The organism is Lachnospiraceae bacterium (assembly GCA_025758065.1).
In the GTDB taxonomy this organism is placed as follows: Bacteria; Bacillota; Clostridia; order Lachnospirales; family Lachnospiraceae; genus Enterocloster.
The window spans coordinates 926,611-944,097 of sequence record CP107199.1; the positions used below are offsets into that span (position 1 = coordinate 926,611).

Genomic DNA, 17,487 nt, shown 5'->3' on the forward strand with positions numbered 1-17,487 from the left:
TATTGTATAGACATAAGATGAAAAAAAGTCAGGTGATGTGCGATGGGAAAACGTAAGATATGTAAAATTGTTTTTGTTATACTGTCAATTTTTTTATGTGTGGCTTTTTATGAATTATTTGGAATCTGTATTGCATATAAAAAACAGCCGGAAGTGTCTAATACCATCAAAAAAGAAACACAAAATGATTCGTGGAACGAACGCAGCGAGAATATGGAACGAGCAGTGATCATAGAAAAAAATCCAGAAGCACTTTTACAAAGAGTGCGTTTGATCCGAAATGCAAAAGAAGACATTATTCTTTCTACTTTTGCATTTCAATCAGATGAAAGTGGAAAATTGATCTTAGGAGCACTGCATGATGCGGCAGACAGAGGTGTGCATGTTCGTCTGTTAGTAGATGGAATGGAGAGCTGGGTTGATATGGAAGGCAATCCGTATTTCTATGGATTATCTTCCCATAAGAATGTTGAAATTAAACTGTATAATAAGGCCAATCCGTTGAAACCATGGAAGATGATGGGGAGAATGCATGATAAATATTTGATTGCAGATGGTAAGACATATATTCTTGGTGGAAGAAATACATACAATTATTTCCTGGGTGATTTTCTGGGACATAAGAACTATGACAGAGATGTGTTAGTGGTTTGCGATGAACCTGAGAAAGAAAATTCAGTTAACCAGTTGTTAGAGTATTTTGAAACGATATGGGAACAAGAAGACTGTGGTTATTTTCATGACAATAAAAAACTGGCAAATAGAAAATCTGTAAAGAACGCAGTTTTAGAGCTGCAGAACGGCTATCAGAAATATTTTGAAGAGAATAAGGAAAGAATCTGCGATACCGATTACACGGACGAAACTTTTGAGACAGAAAAGATTGCATTAGTGTCAAATCCTATCCACACAGGTCCCAAGGAACCAGTAGTCTGGTATCAACTGGGAGAACTAATGAAAAATGCAAAAGAGCGCGTGAAAATTCATACACCATATATTATTTGCAATGATATGATGTATAATACATGGAAAGAGATTGCGGAGAGAGTTCCGGATTTTTCTATCATGACCAATTCGGTTGCCAACAATGGAAATCCGTTTGGATCTGCTGATTATGCGAGAAACAGAAACAGAATTTTAAATACAGGAATTGATATCTGGGAGTATGAAGGCGGCTATTCTTACCACGGAAAAAGCATCCTGATTGATAATGATCTATCCGTAATCGGTTCCTTTAACATGGATATGAGAAGCACGTATCTGGATACGGAACTGATGCTTGTAATACGTAGCAAAGAGATTAATAAACAGTTGGAAGAAGGCATGATGGAATATGAAAGAGTGTCTCGACAGGTATTGGAAGATGGAACCTATCGTGATCCGTATCATGTAGAGCCAATTGAATTGACAAAGAAGCGTCAGAGAAACGTACTTTTGATACAGCATCTGCTTGGATGGGCAAGATATCTGTTCTGATAAAGGAGGAAGAAGATCGTGTTTCAAATATTAATTGTAGAAGATGATAAAGAATTAAGCCAGCTATTCCAAAAAGTGCTTGAAAAGAATGGATATCAGGTCAAAAGTGCATCGGATGGAGCACTGGCATTAGAAATATTGGATAAAGAGTATATTGATCTTATCATTTCCGATATTATGATGCCGGTTATGGATGGTTATGAACTGGTGTCGGAACTCCGTTCAGCAGGATATCAGATACCGGTACTTATGATCACTGCAAAAAGTACCTTTGATGATATGCGTCAGGGATTTCTTTCAGGAAGTGACGATTATATGGTAAAACCGGTAAATGTGAATGAAATGGTTTTAAGAGTCGGAGCATTGCTTCGTCGTGCGCAGATACTGAATGAACACAAAATTGTGCTTGGTTCAACGGAGTTTGATTATGATGCAATGACGGTTAAAACCGGTGAGGAAAGCGTTGTTTTACCTAAAAAGGAATTTCTGCTTTTATATAAGCTTGCAGCTTCGCCAGGCAGAACATTTACAAAACAACAGTTGATGGATGAAGTATGGGGATATGAGACGGAGGCAGACCCACATACGATAGAGGTACATATAGGAAGAATCAGGGAGCGTTTGAAAGATAACCCTGATTTTGAAATCGTAACAATGCGTGGAATTGGATACAAGGTGGTGAAAAAATAATGGAACAAAAGAAAGAAAAAGGATTGCGGATCCGATCCTGTCTGACTGGTGCAATCTGGCTGGCACTTGTATTTTCAACAGTCATATCTGCGTTATTATTTGCTTTCTTGAATCATTTTTTTAATCTGCCTGGTAGCATACCTGTGCTTGGCTGGCTTTTGATTTTTAATACATTGATTGCAGGGCTGATTACTTCCTTTATCAATGCAAGGTTGCTGGAACCAATTACCAGACTCAGTAAAGCAATGAAGGAAGTTTCGCAGGGAGATTTTGAACAGCACTTGGAAACGAACAGCCGTATCGCAGAAGTTGGAGAATCTTACCAGAGTTTTAATGTGATGACAAAAGAGCTTCGTGCAACAGAAGTACTACAGATGGATTTTGTCTCCAATGTTTCTCATGAGTTTAAGACCCCGATCAATGCCATTGAAGGGTATACAATGCTTCTTCAGGGAGAAGAACTGTCTCAGGAGCAAGAGGAATATGTAGAAAAAATCCTGTTTAATACCCAAAGGCTTTCCGGATTGGTTGGAAATATTTTGCTGTTATCCAAGTTAGAGAATCAGAACATACCAATGAAAAAAACAGAATATCGTCTGGATGAACAGATCCGTCAGGCATTTCTTTCCCTGGAGACAAAATGGACAGAAAAAGAAATTGATTTCCAGGTAGAGCTGGAGGAAGTTAAATATACTGGGAATGAAGGACTTTTTATGCATATATGGATGAATCTTTTAGATAATGCGATTAAGTTCAGTCCTGCAAAGGGGACAATTATGATGTTTCTGAAGCAGGAAAAGGATTCTGTAATGTTTATTCTAGAAGATGAAGGATCGGGAATAGAGGATGATGTGAAAACCAGAATATTTGATAAATTTTATCAGGCAGACGATTCTCACAAAGCAGAAGGAAATGGTCTCGGCCTTGCACTTGTGAAACGGATCGTAGATAGTGCTGGCGGGACGATCAAGGCAGAAAACCGGGAATATGGTGGATGCAGATTTGTTGTAGAGCTTCCAATACAGAAAGATGAGGCCATATAAGTTTAAGAAAAACAGATAGAGGAGGAATTACATGACATTTTATCAGGAATTGCAGTTAAATCAGGCAGGTTCTAAAAACCTGTTGAAAAAGAGTGAAACAGTGAAAGAAAAATCATATCATATGCTGGTATATTTGGTAAAGATAGCTGTTACAATGGCATTTTGTTTTTTATTTGTTACTATTTTCAGTATCTTATTTGGAAATGAGAATAGTATTGTGGGTGTAGTAGTTTTATTATGCCTTATGGTATTTCGGAATGCGGATCTGGGGATCCACACCGGACAATCTACGATGCTTTTGGCTTTGTTCTTTGTAATTATGACTGTATGTCCGCATTTAGCAAACCAGCTTTCACCGGTACTTGGAATGCTGTTAAACATTGCTGCACTGGCAGTGCTGATTCTGTTCGGATGTCATAACCCATTCATGTTTAACCAATCCACATTGGTTCTTGGTTATCTGTTATTGTATGGATATGATGTAACAGGAAAAAGTTATCAGATGCGATTAACCGGAATGGCATTAGGTGCAGCACTTACCTGCTTCGTATTTTATCGAAATCATAAAAACAGAACGTATAAAAGAAATTTGAATGATTTGGTACAGGAATTTGATATATCTTCTTCCAGAACAAAGTGGCAGTTATGTCAGATCATATGTGTACCGGCAGTACTCTGCATTGCGGAACTCTGCAATATGCCACGGGCAATGTGGGCTGGAATTGCGGCAATGTCAGCAATCTTACCATTTATGGAGGACATGCAATACAGAGTCCGCAAAAGGATTGTCGGAAATATTGCAGGTGTAATATGCTTTACAGTACTATATTTTTTGCTTCCGTCATCTATCTATGCATACATAGGAATCCTTGGCGGAATTGGTGTAGGACTTTCTGCAAAATATGGCTGGCAGGCAGTATTTAACACATTTGGTGCTTTGGCCATTGCTACAGAGAGTTATGGACTAAAAGGAGCAGTTGGTCTTAGAGTGATTCAGAATGTTTTTGGCGTTGTATTTGCATTAATATTTTGTTCTATGTTTTATTGGCTTATGTCGAAAAAAAGGAAACAGTGGTAACCGTGGCTGCAAAATAACGTGGGTTAGAAAGAAAAAAGGTTAATCCGAAGATGGCAGCTTTGCTGACGAGTCTGGCAAAGAGTATAAAGATGTAAGGGAAAATGTAAGATCTGTTGGCTTTGGGAAGAATCCTAAGGGTGACAGATCTTTTTTTATGTTTTATTCTGCTTTGGATATACTAACCATAGTGCTAAAATTACATGGCCAGATCGTGAAAACAGAATATAGAATATAATTAACAAAAATAACCATATAGGTTATAAATATTTAGGAGAAAGGAATGAGGTTTATGTTATATGAATTTTTGAAAGACAATTATAAGGAAGCAGAGCCTATATTCTTTTCTGATATAGTGATTAAGGGAATTACAAAATCTGCAGTAAATCAGCAGCTAAAAAAGCTGTGCGATGAGGGAAAACTACAAAAATATGAGAATGGCATTTATTATTTGCCTAAGAAATCACGACTAAAAACAAATGTGGGCGTAAATGCAGATACGGTTGCCAGATACAAATATGTTTCCAGAGGTGGAAAAGTAGATGGTTTCTATTCTGGTAATACATTTGCTAATCAGCTGGGAATTTCAACGCAGGTTCCCAATAAAGTTGAGATTGTTAGCAATAACATGGCGGCAAAAGTACGAGAAGTTCCAATATGAGGGATCCTTCATCATCTGAGAAAACCCCTCAATATCTAAAGTATTATGATACTCACCCTTGATGTTTAATGAATATTCGACTTGCGGAGTAATAAATTGAGCCATTTTTCCTCATCCCTTCCCGGTCTGACATCACTGGTGATCCAGCAGTCCTCTATCTTTAACTCTGATATGTCAGCTATAATCTTTTGAAAAGAATCCTCTATAAAATCTGTAAAATAACGACCATTACGATCCCCCGCAAAGTTACCATACTTAAATGAAGTATAGATCATCCCGTTATCTTTAAGTGCAATGCACATCTTTTGTAATACTGAACGCAGCTCTTTCTTTGGTAAATGCAAAATAGAGGAACAAGCCCAAATACCGTTATATTCATTAACCGCATCCGAAAGATGAAGGATGCTAAAAAATCCAGGATTCCAATTATTGCGATGACTGCTAATGTCTTTGCAGAAAATATACAAAAAGTTCTTTCTGTTGGAATGAATGATCATGTTGCAAAGCCCGTAGATATGAACATTCTCGTGCCAACAATAATGAAATATTTATAATAGACAGATTTAATGATGTTGGGGGCAAAAGGGTCTGTTACAACAGCAAAAGCCGCCGAAATATGGGCATACAGCTTTTTCATGATCCAGGAGGTGCTCACCCTATGATCCCCATAGGGTGAGCACCTGTTTTTTACCTGTATACCCGTAAACATTATTACATCATCTCATTAGGCTTCATGGTGTCCATATCATCAAATTCCATGTTCTCGCCGCCCATTGCCCAGATAAAGGTATAATTAGATGTACCTGCACCGCTGTGAATGCTCCAGGAAGGGCTGATCACAGCCTCTTCGTTTTTCATGATAATGTGTCTGGTCTCTGTTGGTTCGCCCATCATGTGAAATACTACATTGTCACCTGGTACCTCAAAATACATATAAACCTCCATACGACGCTCATGTGTATGTGCCGGCATAGTATTCCATACACTTCCCGGCTCTAACACGGTCATACCCATGGAAAGCTGACAGGTTTTTAATACATCCGGATGGATAAACTGATTGATAGTACGCTTATTAGAAAGAGCTGCATCACCACATGGTCTCTTTGCTGCCTTTTCAATAGGAATGAAAGTAGTAGTATAGGAAGTATGGGCCGGAGCACTTACCATATAAAATTTTGCCGGATCAGAAGGATCTTCGCTTTCAAAGTAAACTTCTTTTGTTCCCTTGGTAATGTACAGACAGTCCTTATATCCCATAGCAAATTCCTGTCCATCAGCAGTAATCTTTCCTTTTCCGCCAATATTGAAAATACCGATCTCACGGCGTTCCAGAAAATAGTGGGTTCCAAAGTTCTTCCAACAGTCAATGCCTTTTTCAATAGAAACCTTCTCAGAAACCGGCATACATCCCATTGTGACCATACGGTCTACATGGGAATACACTGCAACTACCTCATCTGCCTGATACAGGTTCTGGATCAGAAATTCCTTTCTCAGCTCTTCTGTTGTATAGCGTTTTACATCTCTCTGGTTTGCAGAATAACGAATATCCATTTTTATTGTCTCCTTTTATCTAAATTGGCTGTATTTATGTCCTGCTGCCATTCCTCCTCTGGCTGCTGCCAGCTCACTGACTGTTACCAGCTGGTATCCTCTGGCGGTCAGTTCCGGGATCAGCGCCACAGCAGCATCTGCAGTAGCATCGTAAATATCATGCATCAGGACAATATCCCCATCTTTTACCTGACTTAAAACATTGTTAATGGTCTTTTGGGCATTTCTGTGCTGCCAGTCTCTTGTATCAATGGACCACATGATAGCAGGCATTCCCATAGAACCAAGTACAGAAAGGGAATGGGCATCTATATAGCCGCCTGGCGGACGCATTACAACTGGTGATACACCGCAGGCTGCTGCTACCTTCTGGTTTACAGCGCTTACCTGGCTTACAATGCCTTCATTGCCCAGTTTTGATATGTATTTATGGTCATTGGTGTGATTTGCCACCTCACAGCCCTGAGCCACCATACGACGGATCACTTCGCCATTCTGTGGAACATTGGTCCCTACCATAAAGAAAGTGGCTCTGCCCCCATACTGGCCTAAGCTGTCTAAAATACGGTTGGTGACAGAAGCCCTTGGCCCGTCATCAAAGGTCAGCGCGATCATTGGTCTGGACGGATCTATTGTTGATGGAGCTGTCTCTGCAGGTGCGCCTGCATTTTTTGCTGTAATAGACGCCTTAATGCCGTCCACTCTCAGTCCTGCACCTTCCGTTCCTGCTGTTGCACCGTTTACTGCCCAGTCTGTCCAGGAACCATTCTGGTAAACTTTATAATACAGATCATAAGAAGCTGCCGAAGAACCTGTTAATTCCATAGCAATGGCTTCCAATGGCATTTCTGCTGATGCACCGCCATTTTCTGCTCCATCTGCTTCCCAGTCAAGCCAGCCTGTACCACTTAAATTTACCTTATAACGGACACCGATCTGTGCTCCCGCCGGAATGTTAATCAGATTAGCCCTCATGGATGTGACCCATGAATCAGCCGGCGCTGCCAGCGCATGATTATCTGCCGTCGGATCACTCCATCCCCGGTTTCTGAAATATACGCTGTAATTTACCTGTAGCGGATCGTTGGTGGGAGTCTGGTCTGTGGTACCTGTATTATCACCGCCGGATACTTTTTCCTGCTCTCCTGAACCAGCATTTTCATTATCTGCTGTAGCATTCTCCACATCTTTTACGGTCTCTCCCGGTCCTCCTGTGGACTGCCCGGTCTTTGCCGCTCCCACTCCGGTAGTTCCTGCCAGAGCGGTCATTCCCTGTGCAGTAAAGATCATTCCTGCTGCCAGGATCGCTGCCAGGATCCTGCTTTTCATTTTTCTCATTTTTCTTCTCCTTTAACCAAATATCTTTTTACACAGCATCAGATATTCTTCATAATAAATGTGGCCTTTAAACTCCTTCAGTGCCTCTGCCACCCCTTTGTAATACCAGCCCTGCATTTCCTTGTCCTTCTGGTTAAAACGCTGCCAGACCTCATCTCCCAGGACCAGATAATCTCTGACTGTACTGCGGATATTGCTTAACTTATCCGCAAGCGCCAGTATTTTTTCATCTCTGGTTGCTGACTTTAAGTGTTCCACTGTAGTGCCTTTGCGCTCCATCCAGCTTCTGGACTTGTCTTCGCTTTCACTCTCTACCAGAAATGCCACTCTGGAACCAAACTTTTCCTCCAGTTCTTCTTTCGTAACCCCGGCGTCCTCTATCACATCATGCAGCAAAGCCGCAGCTATCATTTCCGGTTCATTTGTAAATGCCGTTACAATGGCTGCCGTTTCCATCGGATGTGTGATATAAGGGATCTTGGTTCCCTTTCTGTAAACACCCTCATGTGCCCGCTCTGCAAATTCAGCCGCCTCTCTTATCATATTGCGTTCTACCTCTTTTCCCCCATTTTATCTGTCCCCTTAAGATCCTAGTACATCGTTTCGTAAATAACTGTACTAATCACGTAGGATGTGGATTTGAGTGTGCAGGTCTAAAAACGCAGGCGTAGCGGGCTACGCTGAGGCTTTTAGGCCTGTGCAATCAGATTCGCAGACAAGTGAGTGGTATAGTTATTTCGAAAACGATGTACTAGTATAATCATACCATACCCCCTTAACATTTTGAAGCTACTTACTAGCATTTTCGTAAGACTTTCTCAATGAATAATTCCTTGTAAGTAATCTGTTTTTCTGCTATGCTATAGGGAGCTTTTACTAAAGGAGGAAATGGTAATGGAACACCATTCATCATACAGCGCACCAAGAAGCAGCCGTGCATCTGGACGTACACGCTCCACTGCTTCCCGTCAGGATCAGCGCCGCACACACAAACCACAAAAAAATGGAAATACCGGTTTTTCCCGTATTTTATTATGCTACATACTTCCATTTTTAGTGGTCAATCTGGCAATTTTCTTTATCGTTACTGCTACACCAAAGATTGAAATAGATATCAGCGATACAACTGATTACAAAACTCTAGATGTAAGCTTTAAGATCCACTCCCTGCTTCCTTTAAAGAAGATGACAACCACTCTGGAATCCCAGCCAATTGAATTCAAAAAAGAAAAGGGCGTTTACCACGCTGTACTGGAAAGTAACGGCACTCTAGAGATCTACGCATTAAGCTTAAACGGCATGCAGGCCCAGGATATTGAGCATATTGCAGTATTGGATGATACAGCCCCATCATTTGATGAAGAAAACGTAGTTATGGAAAACGGCAAGCTTATCCTCACTATAGAAGACAGCATTTCCGGCATCAACTATGATTCTATTTATGCTACCGATGACAGTGGAACGAAGATCCTTCCTGACAGCTGCGATAAAGAAAACGGAGAAGTCACTTTTAAATTAGAAGAAGGCTCTCTCACTGTTTATGTAGAAGATATGGCCGGAAACCCGAACCAGGCTGCCTTCTCTATCAACCAGTCCGGAATTAATACATCAGACCGGAACAGCAAGTTCCCAACTGACGGAAAGAATGGTATGAACGGAACAGAAGCAACCGAAGCGGAGAATGAAACAAAAGCTTCTGAGGCAAAGACTTCCGAAACAAAAGCTTCCGAAACGAAATCTGCAAAAGCCAGCAGTACCAAGGCAGAGACAAAAGCATCATCTGCTGCCAAGTCCTCTTCTGCGGCTAAATCCACCACCGCAGCAGCGAAATCTACCTCTGGAGCGGCTAAGTCCACCACTGCAGCGCAAAAATCTACTTCTGCAGCAGCTAAGTCCACCACTGCGGCACAAAAATCCACTTCCGCAGCGGCTAAGTCCACCACTGCGGCGCAGAAATCTACTTCTGCGGCGGCTAAATCCACCACTGCGGCGCAGAAATCTACTTCTGCTGCGGCTAAGTCCACCACAGAAGCAGCAAAATCTACTACAGCGGCACATGAACCAACTACAGCGGAAGCTCCGGCTACTATAGCTCCATTAAACAACTAAAGGGATATATAAAAAAGCTGATAGGATTTCTCACAAAAAAGCATCCTGTCAGCTTTTATTTAATCTTTTCGTTTTGACCTTAAATCTTATCGTCCTTCTGCCACGATCTCATCAATAATATCCACATACTCTGCACAGTATTTTTCATATAAAGGCATAACTGCCTGCTGAAACCGTTGTTTTTCTTCCGGAGAAAGCTGGGTCACAATACAGCCATTAGCCTCCACCCGCTGTCTGGAAATAGATTCTCTTATTTTCCACTGGTTTCTTTCATAACGTGCTGATTCTTCTGCACATTCCCGGATAATCTTCTGGTATTCTTCCGGAAGCTTGTTCCAGGTGTACTGGGAAGCGATCTGTGCTTCCGGCACACGGCTGTGCTCATCTACGGTAAAGTATTTTGCTACTTCATAATGTCCTGCAGATTCATAAGACGGCCAGTTATTTTCTGCCCCGTCTACCTTTCCGGTCTGGATGCCGGAATACACTTCCCCATAAACCATAGGAACCGGCGTAGCTCCCAGCGCCCGGACTGTATCACTCATCAGCTCTGATTCCTGTACACGAATGGTCATTCCCTTTATATCTTCCAGCTTTTCAATGGGCTTTACAGCATTATAAAAGCTTCTGGCACCTGCATCATACCAGGAAAGAGCCAGTATACCTGAGCCCTGAAAAGCCTCAAGGAATTCATCTCCTATAGGACCTTCCAGTACCTTCCACATATGATCTGCTCCTGTATACAGATAAGGCATCTGAAGTACATTCAGCTTGGGAATATACTCTGCTGCTGTAGAAAGGGCAACTCTGGCAAAATCGATCCCGCCAAACTGGATCTGTTCAATCACAGACCTTTCATCTCCTAACATTCCCCCTGCATTTACCAGAATCTCTACTTTTCCCCCGGTACGTTCTTTTACCAGTTCAGCAAATTTATAGGCGCCCTGGGTCGTAGGATAATCTTCAGCCTGGTTTTCTGCATAAGTCAGGACAAAATCCGGTTCTGCCAGCTTTTCTTTCCCTTTTAATGATACCCCTCCCAGAGTGCAGCCGCCTAAAATAAGAACGGTCATACACAAGCAGAATATCCCTTTTTTTACCATTGTTGCCTCCTGATCTTATAAATGTTCTCTCAGAATCTTTCTGTGCCTGCTTTTATTTTTCCTTTTTCAAGGTCTGGGATTGTTTCTTCATCAGCCAGTCGTAAAAGGCTTTTTTGTCCTCTCCTACTACCCGGTCTGTAAGCAGATATCCATGGGACGGATCTGTAAAAATAATAGCCATACCAGGCAGCTTTGCGATCCTTACTATTTTTCTCCACGGGATCTTATCGTAGGTATTCCCCACTTTTACCTGGATCCCAACATCGTCCAGACGGATCTCTGTATCTTCTCCGGATGCAGATGCCAGCTTTCCTGCACTTAGGTAAATAGCCAGAGGCTGAAAGATGGTAAAAAGGCAGCAGCCTAAAACCATACAGATACGGAATATGTTTCCTGAAGATCCCCATTTTGCAAAAGTGAGGGCTAAAAGAGCTGCTGTAAAAACCAGGTTTACCATGCCTGTCATGGAATGGTAAATGAAATACATGGACATTTTCCAGTATTCTCCTCTGGTGGTTTTATAACGGTATTGATACATAATATAATTTTCCCCCTAGCTGTGAGTATACACTTACGAAACTCACGAATCCCGCGCATTCGCGCTCCACTGCCTGCTTACGCAGGCGATTCGTTCGTTAATGGCTTGTGAAAAACAAATGTCTGCTGACGCAGCCGCTTGTTTTTCCCTGCGCTCATTATATCTTATACTCAGGTTCCCCGCGCTGACGCGCTCTACTGCCTGCTTTCGCAGGCGGAACCTTCGTTAATGGTCCAAGAAAAACAAATGCCACCTTCGGTGTCGTTTGTTTTTCTTTTGGACTCATTATATCACAAAGGGGATGTCCTCGACACCCCCCTTATTTTTATATGTACTTCTTTTATATATACTTTACTTTTATTATACCCCTATCAGTGTGCAAATACACTTGGAAGCCATAAGCTGATTCCTGGTACAAAGGTGATCAGGATCAGAGTAATGATCATACACAGATAGAATGGTAATGTTGCTTTTACAACCTTTTCCATCGGGATCTTTGCAACAGCGGAACCGATGAAAAGTACAGCACCTACAGGAGGTGTCAGAAGTCCGATACCACAGTTAAGGACAACCATGATACCAAACTGGATCGGGTCGATACCAATAGAGGTAGCGATTGGAAGAAGGATAGGAGTTGCGATCAGGATGATCGGCGCCATATCCATGATACAGCCTAATACCAGAAGGATCAGGTTTAATAAAAGAGCGATCAGGATCGGATTGCTGGTCAGTCCGACAATAGCCTGGGCTGCCAGGTCTGGTACATGAAGTCTTGTAAGGCAGTAACCGAAAATACTGGAAGTTGCGATCAGGATCAGTACGATAGATAATGTATCTACACACTCGCCTAATACTCTCCATACACCTTTCCAGTCAAGGCCCTTGTAAATAAATACGCTGACGATCAAACTGTAGATAACTGCAACTGCTGCAGACTCAGTAGCTGTGAACACACCGCCTACAACGCCGAATACTACGATAAGGACTGCTGCCAGTGCCCAGAAAGAAACACTTAACTGCTTAAGCAGGTTCTTTATGCTGAACTTGTCACCCTTTGGATAATTGCGTTTTACAGAAATAATGTAAGAACCAACCATCAGGGATACAGCTAAAAGTGCGCCTGGAACATAACCTGCAAGGAATAAGCTTCCTACAGAAATACCACCTGCTGTAGTAGCATAAATAACCATGTTGTGGCTTGGAGGAACCAGAAGTCCCTCACAGGAAGAAGTAATGGTAACTGCTGTAGAGAAATCACCGTCATATCCCTGGTCAACCATCATAGGGATCAGGATGGATCCTAAAGAAGCAGTATCTGCAGATGCAGAACCAGAAATACCACCAAAGAAATAAGAAGCAACAATGTTTACCATTGCCATACCGCCTCGCATCCAGCCTACACAGGCATTTGCCAAAGCGATCAGTTTTTCAGAAATACCACCGGACCCCATAAGGCATCCCATGGTGATGAAGAAAGGTACTGCCATTAAACTGAAGGAACTGATTCCTTTTACCATCTGCTGGCAGATAGTGGTCAGAGGAAGTCCCTGAGACATCAGACAGAATACAGAAGAAAGGGCTACTGCATACGCAATTGGGAAACGCAGCATGATCATAAGGAAGAAGCTTCCAAGTAATATTAAAATTGCCATACTATCTACGCTCATTCTACTTTTCCTCCTTTACATAAAAACTTCTGATATGATTATACAATGCTTCAATCTCGAAAATGATCATTGCAATACCTGCTAACGGAACAGGCAGATACATCCAGAAACGGGATACAGTCGGCATACTTACATAAGTACCTTTTGCACCGATGCCGGAAGCATAATTCCAGCCTACAGTCAACATGATAACAGCCAGTACTAAAACAGCCACATCAGCAAGGATATCCAGGAATTTTACCAGATTCTTTGGCAGATAGCTGTCAAGAGCAGTCATACGGATATGAGCACCGCGACGGATAGCCAGCGCTGCGGAAAGAACTGCCATATAAGCCATACAGGAAAGAACTACTTCCTCAGACCAGGCCGGATCTGGGATAAATGAGATATAACGTCCTGCAACAGACATACAGGTAATGAGGATATCAATCACAAGCAGAAGCTTGCAGATGAATAATACAAACTTGTATGCTGCATCATATAAAGGACGGATCTTATCGATTTTTTCAAAAATTGAAGGCATTTTTCAGTCCCCTTTCTTAATTAAAAGCGCAGGAGAGACGCGCTCTCCTGCGCCAGATACACCATTTGCCTATTTATCTGACTGGCTCAGATTATTTTGCCATATCAAGAATCTTCTGATACAGTTCTGCGTTATCCTTTGTAGAGGATTCGATGATGTCCTTGCAAGCTTCCTGCCATGGAGTCTTATCTTCAACATCTACTACAGATACGCCATTAGCCTTTAACTCATCCAGAACCTTGTTCTCTGCTTCTTCAGAGATCTTACGGTTGTATTCAGATGCATACTTTCCAGCTTCGGTCAGAACATCCTGCTGCTCTGGAGTTAACTTATCCCAAGCTTCATCAGTAATGATAACCTGGATAGCACCTAATGTATGTCCATCAAGGATCAGGTTAGGAGCAACCTCTGGGAATGCGTTGGACTGATAGTTTGCGATCGGCTGCTCAGCGCCATCAACAACACCTGTCTGCAGTGCAGAGTACAGTTCGTTGAAGGAAACTACAGTTGCGTTTGCACCAAGTCCTGATACCATACCGGTCATGATCGGGTCGTTAGAAACACGAAGCTTCATTCCCTTTAAGTCTTCAATAGTATTTACCGGCTTAACAGTGAAGAAATGACGGAAACCTTCTTCTCCGTAGAACAGACCTCTTACGCCCAGTCCGTTGTCATGAGGTTCCATTAAGAACTCTGGAGCCAGTTCACTGTCTGCAAATTTCCAGAAATGCTCACGGTTTACAAATGTATAAGGTACAGACAGAAGAACGGATTTCTGTGCGCCGTAGCTTGTCAGTGCGAATGCGGAGATACGGGACATATCAATAGTTCCGCCACCGCCAAGCATGGTATCCAGAACATCGTTTTCAGAACCAAGAACACCACTTGCCTGAAGGTCTACTGTAATAGATCCGCCAGACAGCTCTTCTACCTTCTCTTTGAATGCTGTATCAGTCTGTCCAACGATCGTATCCAGTGGATTAACCTCTGCCATTACCAGAGTAACTGCAGGTCCTACAGGCTCCCCAGCTGCTGCAGACTCTCCTTTGGATTCCTCTTTTGCTTCTGCTGCTGTGGTCGCTTCCTCCTTAGCTGCCTCAGTAGCTGCTGCTGTAGTAGTTGTTTCTGGGGATTTTAATCCGCATCCTGCCAGTGATCCAGCTACCATAGCTGTGCAAAGTGCTGCACTTAACCATCTTTTTTTCATGTTTTTACCCTCCTATTAATGCGTTTTTCACATGTTTTTTATGTTTTTTACGCTTTCTTTATGCTGATTTCATTATATGGGTAAAATCTTGTTCTGAACATGGTAAATTTTTGATAATCCTAGTACGATTTTGACTTAATAAGGAAATTTTTATCCCTTTTCCCTGAAAACTGTATTTCTATACTCCGTCGGGCTCTGTCCTGTGATTCTTCTGAACACTTTTGTGAAATAGTTTGAATCCTCATATCCAACATTTTTACCTACATCCTTTACATTTACCGTAGGTTGTTCCAACATCTTTTTTGCCATATTGATGCGGTATTCCGTAAGATATGATGTGAAATTCTGGCCAAAACTCTGCTTAAATAAACGGCAGAAATGAGGTTCGGAATAATTTGTCTTTTCAGCCATCTGCTGCACAGAAAGATCTTTCATATAGTTTTCACAGATATAATCCTTCAGCATCTCTGTCACTTTGCTGATGCGCAGATTTTCATTTGCATAATCTGGCTCTTCTTCCATGATCTGCTGACCTGCTTCTGCCTGTTCTGCCACCTTTCGTATCCTAGTCTGTTCTTCCTTTTCTCCTGCCAGACGCATAGCTTCTTCTAACACCAGCATCAGTTCTTTTTCATCCCATGGTTTTAAAATATAATCCAAGGCACGGACTGTGATAGCCTTTTTTGCATAAGAAAATTCATCATAGGCTGTGAGAAAGATAATACAGCAGTTTTTATCTTTTTCTCTGATCTTTTCTGCTGCCTGTATTCCATTAATGCCCGGCATCTCAATATCCAGTATGGCGATCTGGATCTTTTCTTTTTCATATATCTCCAGAGCTTCCCTGCCGTTTTCTGCCTGAAAAAGCTCGCATTGTCCCTCTAAATTCTTTTGCAAAGTCTTCAAAAGAACTTTTCTCTCGATGATTTCATCATCTGCTACCAGCAGTCTGTACATTTTGATCTTCCCCCCTGTATTTCATCCCTGCATCCTTTTGCGGAAGTATCATCTGTATGATGGTCCCTTTACCCTCACAGCTGTAAATTTGAAGGTCTCCTCCCTGATATATCATGTGGATACGTTTATAAATATTTCCCAGTCCAATACCTATTTTGGCTGTACGTCTTTCTGCCATGGCTTTTCTTACTTCTTCCAGCCTTTCTTCACTTATCCCAAGACCTGTATCTGCTACTGAGAGGATCAGGTCCTGATTTTTTTTCCAGATACGCACATGGAGGATACCTCCCCCTTCCTTTTTGGAAATACCATGGACGATCGCATTTTCCACAATGGGCTGTAAAGAAAGAGAGGGGATCATTACTGCTGCTGCATCCGTTTCCAGACTCAGTCTATATTTGATCCTGCTTCCGAAACGCATTTTCTGCAGATACATATAATCCTCTACGATCTTTAATTCCCGTTCCAGGGTCACAAACTGCTCCGTGGTCTTTAAATTATAACGAAAAAGGTTCCCCAGGCTTAAGATCATTTTTTCTGTATCCCCTGCATCTTCCAGCTTCGCTGTACATGCGATCATGTTTAATGTATTAAACAGAAAGTGAGGATTGATCTGGCTTTTTAACAATTCCAGTCTGGCAGAATTCAGCTGTTTCTCCATATTGCTGCGTTCCATTTCCTCTTTATAAAGAAGCTCCTGCATCTCGTTGTTCTTACGCATGGTCTCAATATAACCTCTTGTGCTGTGCTTCATTACATTGAACGCCGCAACCAGTTCGCCCATTTCATCTTTATTCTCTATGATCAGGTCCGGCTCGTCAAAATCATTGGCTGCTATCTTTCTGGTACTTACAGCCAGTGCTAAAACAGGCTTTGCAACAGAATTTGAAAGAATCTTTGTAAGCCAGACTGCTGCGACCATAAATACAATGGAAATACCAAGAATTATATAGGGAATATTAGAAAATACGGCTGCTTCTCTCTGATAATCTTCGGTTCCTTTTGTCATGGTTATCTGTACCAGACGGCCTGTATATTCCTGAATATACTCCTGCATTCTGTATACGTAATACAATTCCTCCACAAATTCACTGCCTGTTTTGTTTCCCTCTGCAACGTCATCGCGATGAACTTTGTAGCTTTCATAAGCATTTCTTATACTCCAGGTTCTGGCACTGCGCTCTTTTCCGATCCTTCTATAATCAGAAGGCAATGACCACAGGCAGCGTTCTGTCCTTACACAGGCTACACGGTAAGTATTGCGGCTTTCTTCATCTGAATTGCGCACATAATGTTCAAAGGCCTTTATTTCCAGGTCCAGTGCATCCTGAAAATCGTTACATTTGGAATTGTCATTTAGGATCCTGCCAAAGCTTCCTAAGGATACATTGGTGATCCATACATTAAAAGAAGCAGAAAGAGCCATGATCAAAATGACCATGGCTGCAAAAAATCCTATTTTTCTTTTTATGGAGATCGTCATCCATAGCTTTCTCACGGAAGGAAGCATGATAACCCCCTTATGTTGTAATACTTATGATATGAT

At 41.8% G+C, this 17,487-nt stretch carries 16 protein-coding genes and 1 pseudogene; 6 read left to right on the forward strand and 11 right to left on the reverse strand.

The window, feature by feature from the left end; all coding sequences use genetic code 11:
• Positions 1-42 precede the first annotated feature (42 nt).
• From OGM16_04325 to OGM16_04345, 5 genes are all read left to right on the forward strand, one after another.
• Entirely contained in the window at positions 43-1,476 is a 1,434-nt protein-coding gene (locus tag OGM16_04325) for a phospholipase D family protein (protein UYJ47505.1), read from the forward strand.
• 18 nt (positions 1,477-1,494) lie between these two features.
• Positions 1,495-2,166, forward strand: a complete 672-nt coding sequence (locus OGM16_04330; GenBank protein ID UYJ47506.1) for a response regulator transcription factor — start codon at positions 1,495-1,497, stop codon at positions 2,164-2,166.
• A complete protein-coding gene (locus tag OGM16_04335) occupies positions 2,166-3,209 on the forward strand; it encodes a HAMP domain-containing histidine kinase (GenBank protein UYJ47507.1) in 1,044 nt (347 codons plus the stop codon). The genes OGM16_04330 and OGM16_04335 overlap by 1 nt, the downstream gene beginning before the upstream one ends.
• Before the next feature lie 31 nt (positions 3,210-3,240).
• Positions 3,241-4,287, forward strand: coding sequence for an FUSC family protein (locus tag OGM16_04340; GenBank protein ID UYJ47508.1), 1,047 nt, complete (start codon positions 3,241-3,243; stop codon positions 4,285-4,287).
• 280 nt (positions 4,288-4,567) lie between these two features.
• Entirely contained in the window at positions 4,568-4,945 is a 378-nt protein-coding gene (locus OGM16_04345; protein ID UYJ47509.1) for a DUF6088 family protein, read from the forward strand.
• 65 nt (positions 4,946-5,010) lie between these two features.
• On the opposite strand, the pseudogene OGM16_04350 reads toward OGM16_04345, so the two are convergent.
• The 4 genes and pseudogenes from OGM16_04350 to OGM16_04365 form a co-directional block, all read right to left on the reverse strand.
• Positions 5,011-5,322 (reverse strand): annotated as a pseudogene (locus OGM16_04350) (SAM-dependent methyltransferase).
• Positions 5,323-5,656: 334 nt separating this feature from the next.
• Positions 5,657-6,499, reverse strand: a complete 843-nt coding sequence (kduI, locus tag OGM16_04355) for a 5-dehydro-4-deoxy-D-glucuronate isomerase (GenBank protein UYJ47510.1) — start codon at positions 6,497-6,499, stop codon at positions 5,657-5,659.
• A 15-nt stretch (positions 6,500-6,514) separates the two neighbouring features.
• On the reverse strand, positions 6,515-7,837 hold the full coding sequence (locus tag OGM16_04360; protein UYJ47511.1) for a polysaccharide deacetylase family protein: 1,323 nt from the start codon (positions 7,835-7,837) through the stop codon (positions 6,515-6,517).
• Positions 7,838-7,849: 12 nt separating this feature from the next.
• Positions 7,850-8,380, reverse strand: a complete 531-nt coding sequence (locus OGM16_04365; protein ID UYJ47512.1) for an HD domain-containing protein — start codon at positions 8,378-8,380, stop codon at positions 7,850-7,852.
• Positions 8,381-8,731: 351 nt separating this feature from the next.
• Here OGM16_04365 and OGM16_04370 point away from each other — a divergent pair, with 351 nt between their 5' ends.
• On the forward strand, positions 8,732-9,946 hold the full coding sequence (locus OGM16_04370; protein UYJ47513.1) for a hypothetical protein: 1,215 nt from the start codon (positions 8,732-8,734) through the stop codon (positions 9,944-9,946).
• An 86-nt stretch (positions 9,947-10,032) separates the two neighbouring features.
• On the opposite strand, the gene OGM16_04375 is transcribed toward OGM16_04370, so the two are convergent.
• The 7 genes from OGM16_04375 to OGM16_04405 all read right to left on the reverse strand — a co-directional run bounded on the left by OGM16_04375 (position 10,033) and on the right by OGM16_04405 (position 17,451).
• Positions 10,033-11,049 carry a TRAP transporter substrate-binding protein gene (locus OGM16_04375; GenBank protein UYJ47514.1) on the reverse strand — a complete coding sequence of 339 codons (1,017 nt, stop codon included), beginning with the start codon at positions 11,047-11,049 and terminating at the stop codon, positions 10,033-10,035.
• Positions 11,050-11,101: 52 nt separating this feature from the next.
• Positions 11,102-11,587 carry a YcxB family protein gene (locus tag OGM16_04380; protein UYJ47515.1) on the reverse strand — a complete coding sequence of 162 codons (486 nt, stop codon included), beginning with the start codon at positions 11,585-11,587 and terminating at the stop codon, positions 11,102-11,104.
• Positions 11,588-11,958: 371 nt separating this feature from the next.
• Positions 11,959-13,254 (reverse strand): TRAP transporter large permease, encoded by a 1,296-nt coding sequence (locus OGM16_04385; GenBank protein UYJ47516.1) that lies wholly within the window; start codon positions 13,252-13,254, stop codon positions 11,959-11,961.
• A 1-nt stretch (position 13,255) separates the two neighbouring features.
• Positions 13,256-13,777: a TRAP transporter small permease gene (locus OGM16_04390; protein ID UYJ47517.1), complete on the reverse strand. Its 522-nt coding sequence runs from the start codon at positions 13,775-13,777 to the stop codon at positions 13,256-13,258.
• A gap of 91 nt (positions 13,778-13,868) precedes the next feature.
• Complete coding sequence (locus OGM16_04395) at positions 13,869-14,984, reverse strand: TRAP transporter substrate-binding protein (protein UYJ47518.1); 1,116 nt, start codon at positions 14,982-14,984, stop codon at positions 13,869-13,871.
• Positions 14,985-15,134: 150 nt separating this feature from the next.
• Positions 15,135-15,941: a response regulator gene (locus OGM16_04400; GenBank protein ID UYJ47519.1), complete on the reverse strand. Its 807-nt coding sequence runs from the start codon at positions 15,939-15,941 to the stop codon at positions 15,135-15,137.
• The gene (locus tag OGM16_04405; protein ID UYJ47520.1) at positions 15,916-17,451 is read right to left on the reverse strand and encodes a sensor histidine kinase; all 1,536 of its coding nucleotides are present in this window, start codon (positions 17,449-17,451) and stop codon (positions 15,916-15,918) included. Before OGM16_04405 ends, OGM16_04400 begins: the two co-directional genes overlap by 26 nt.
• Positions 17,452-17,487: the final 36 nt, after the last annotated feature.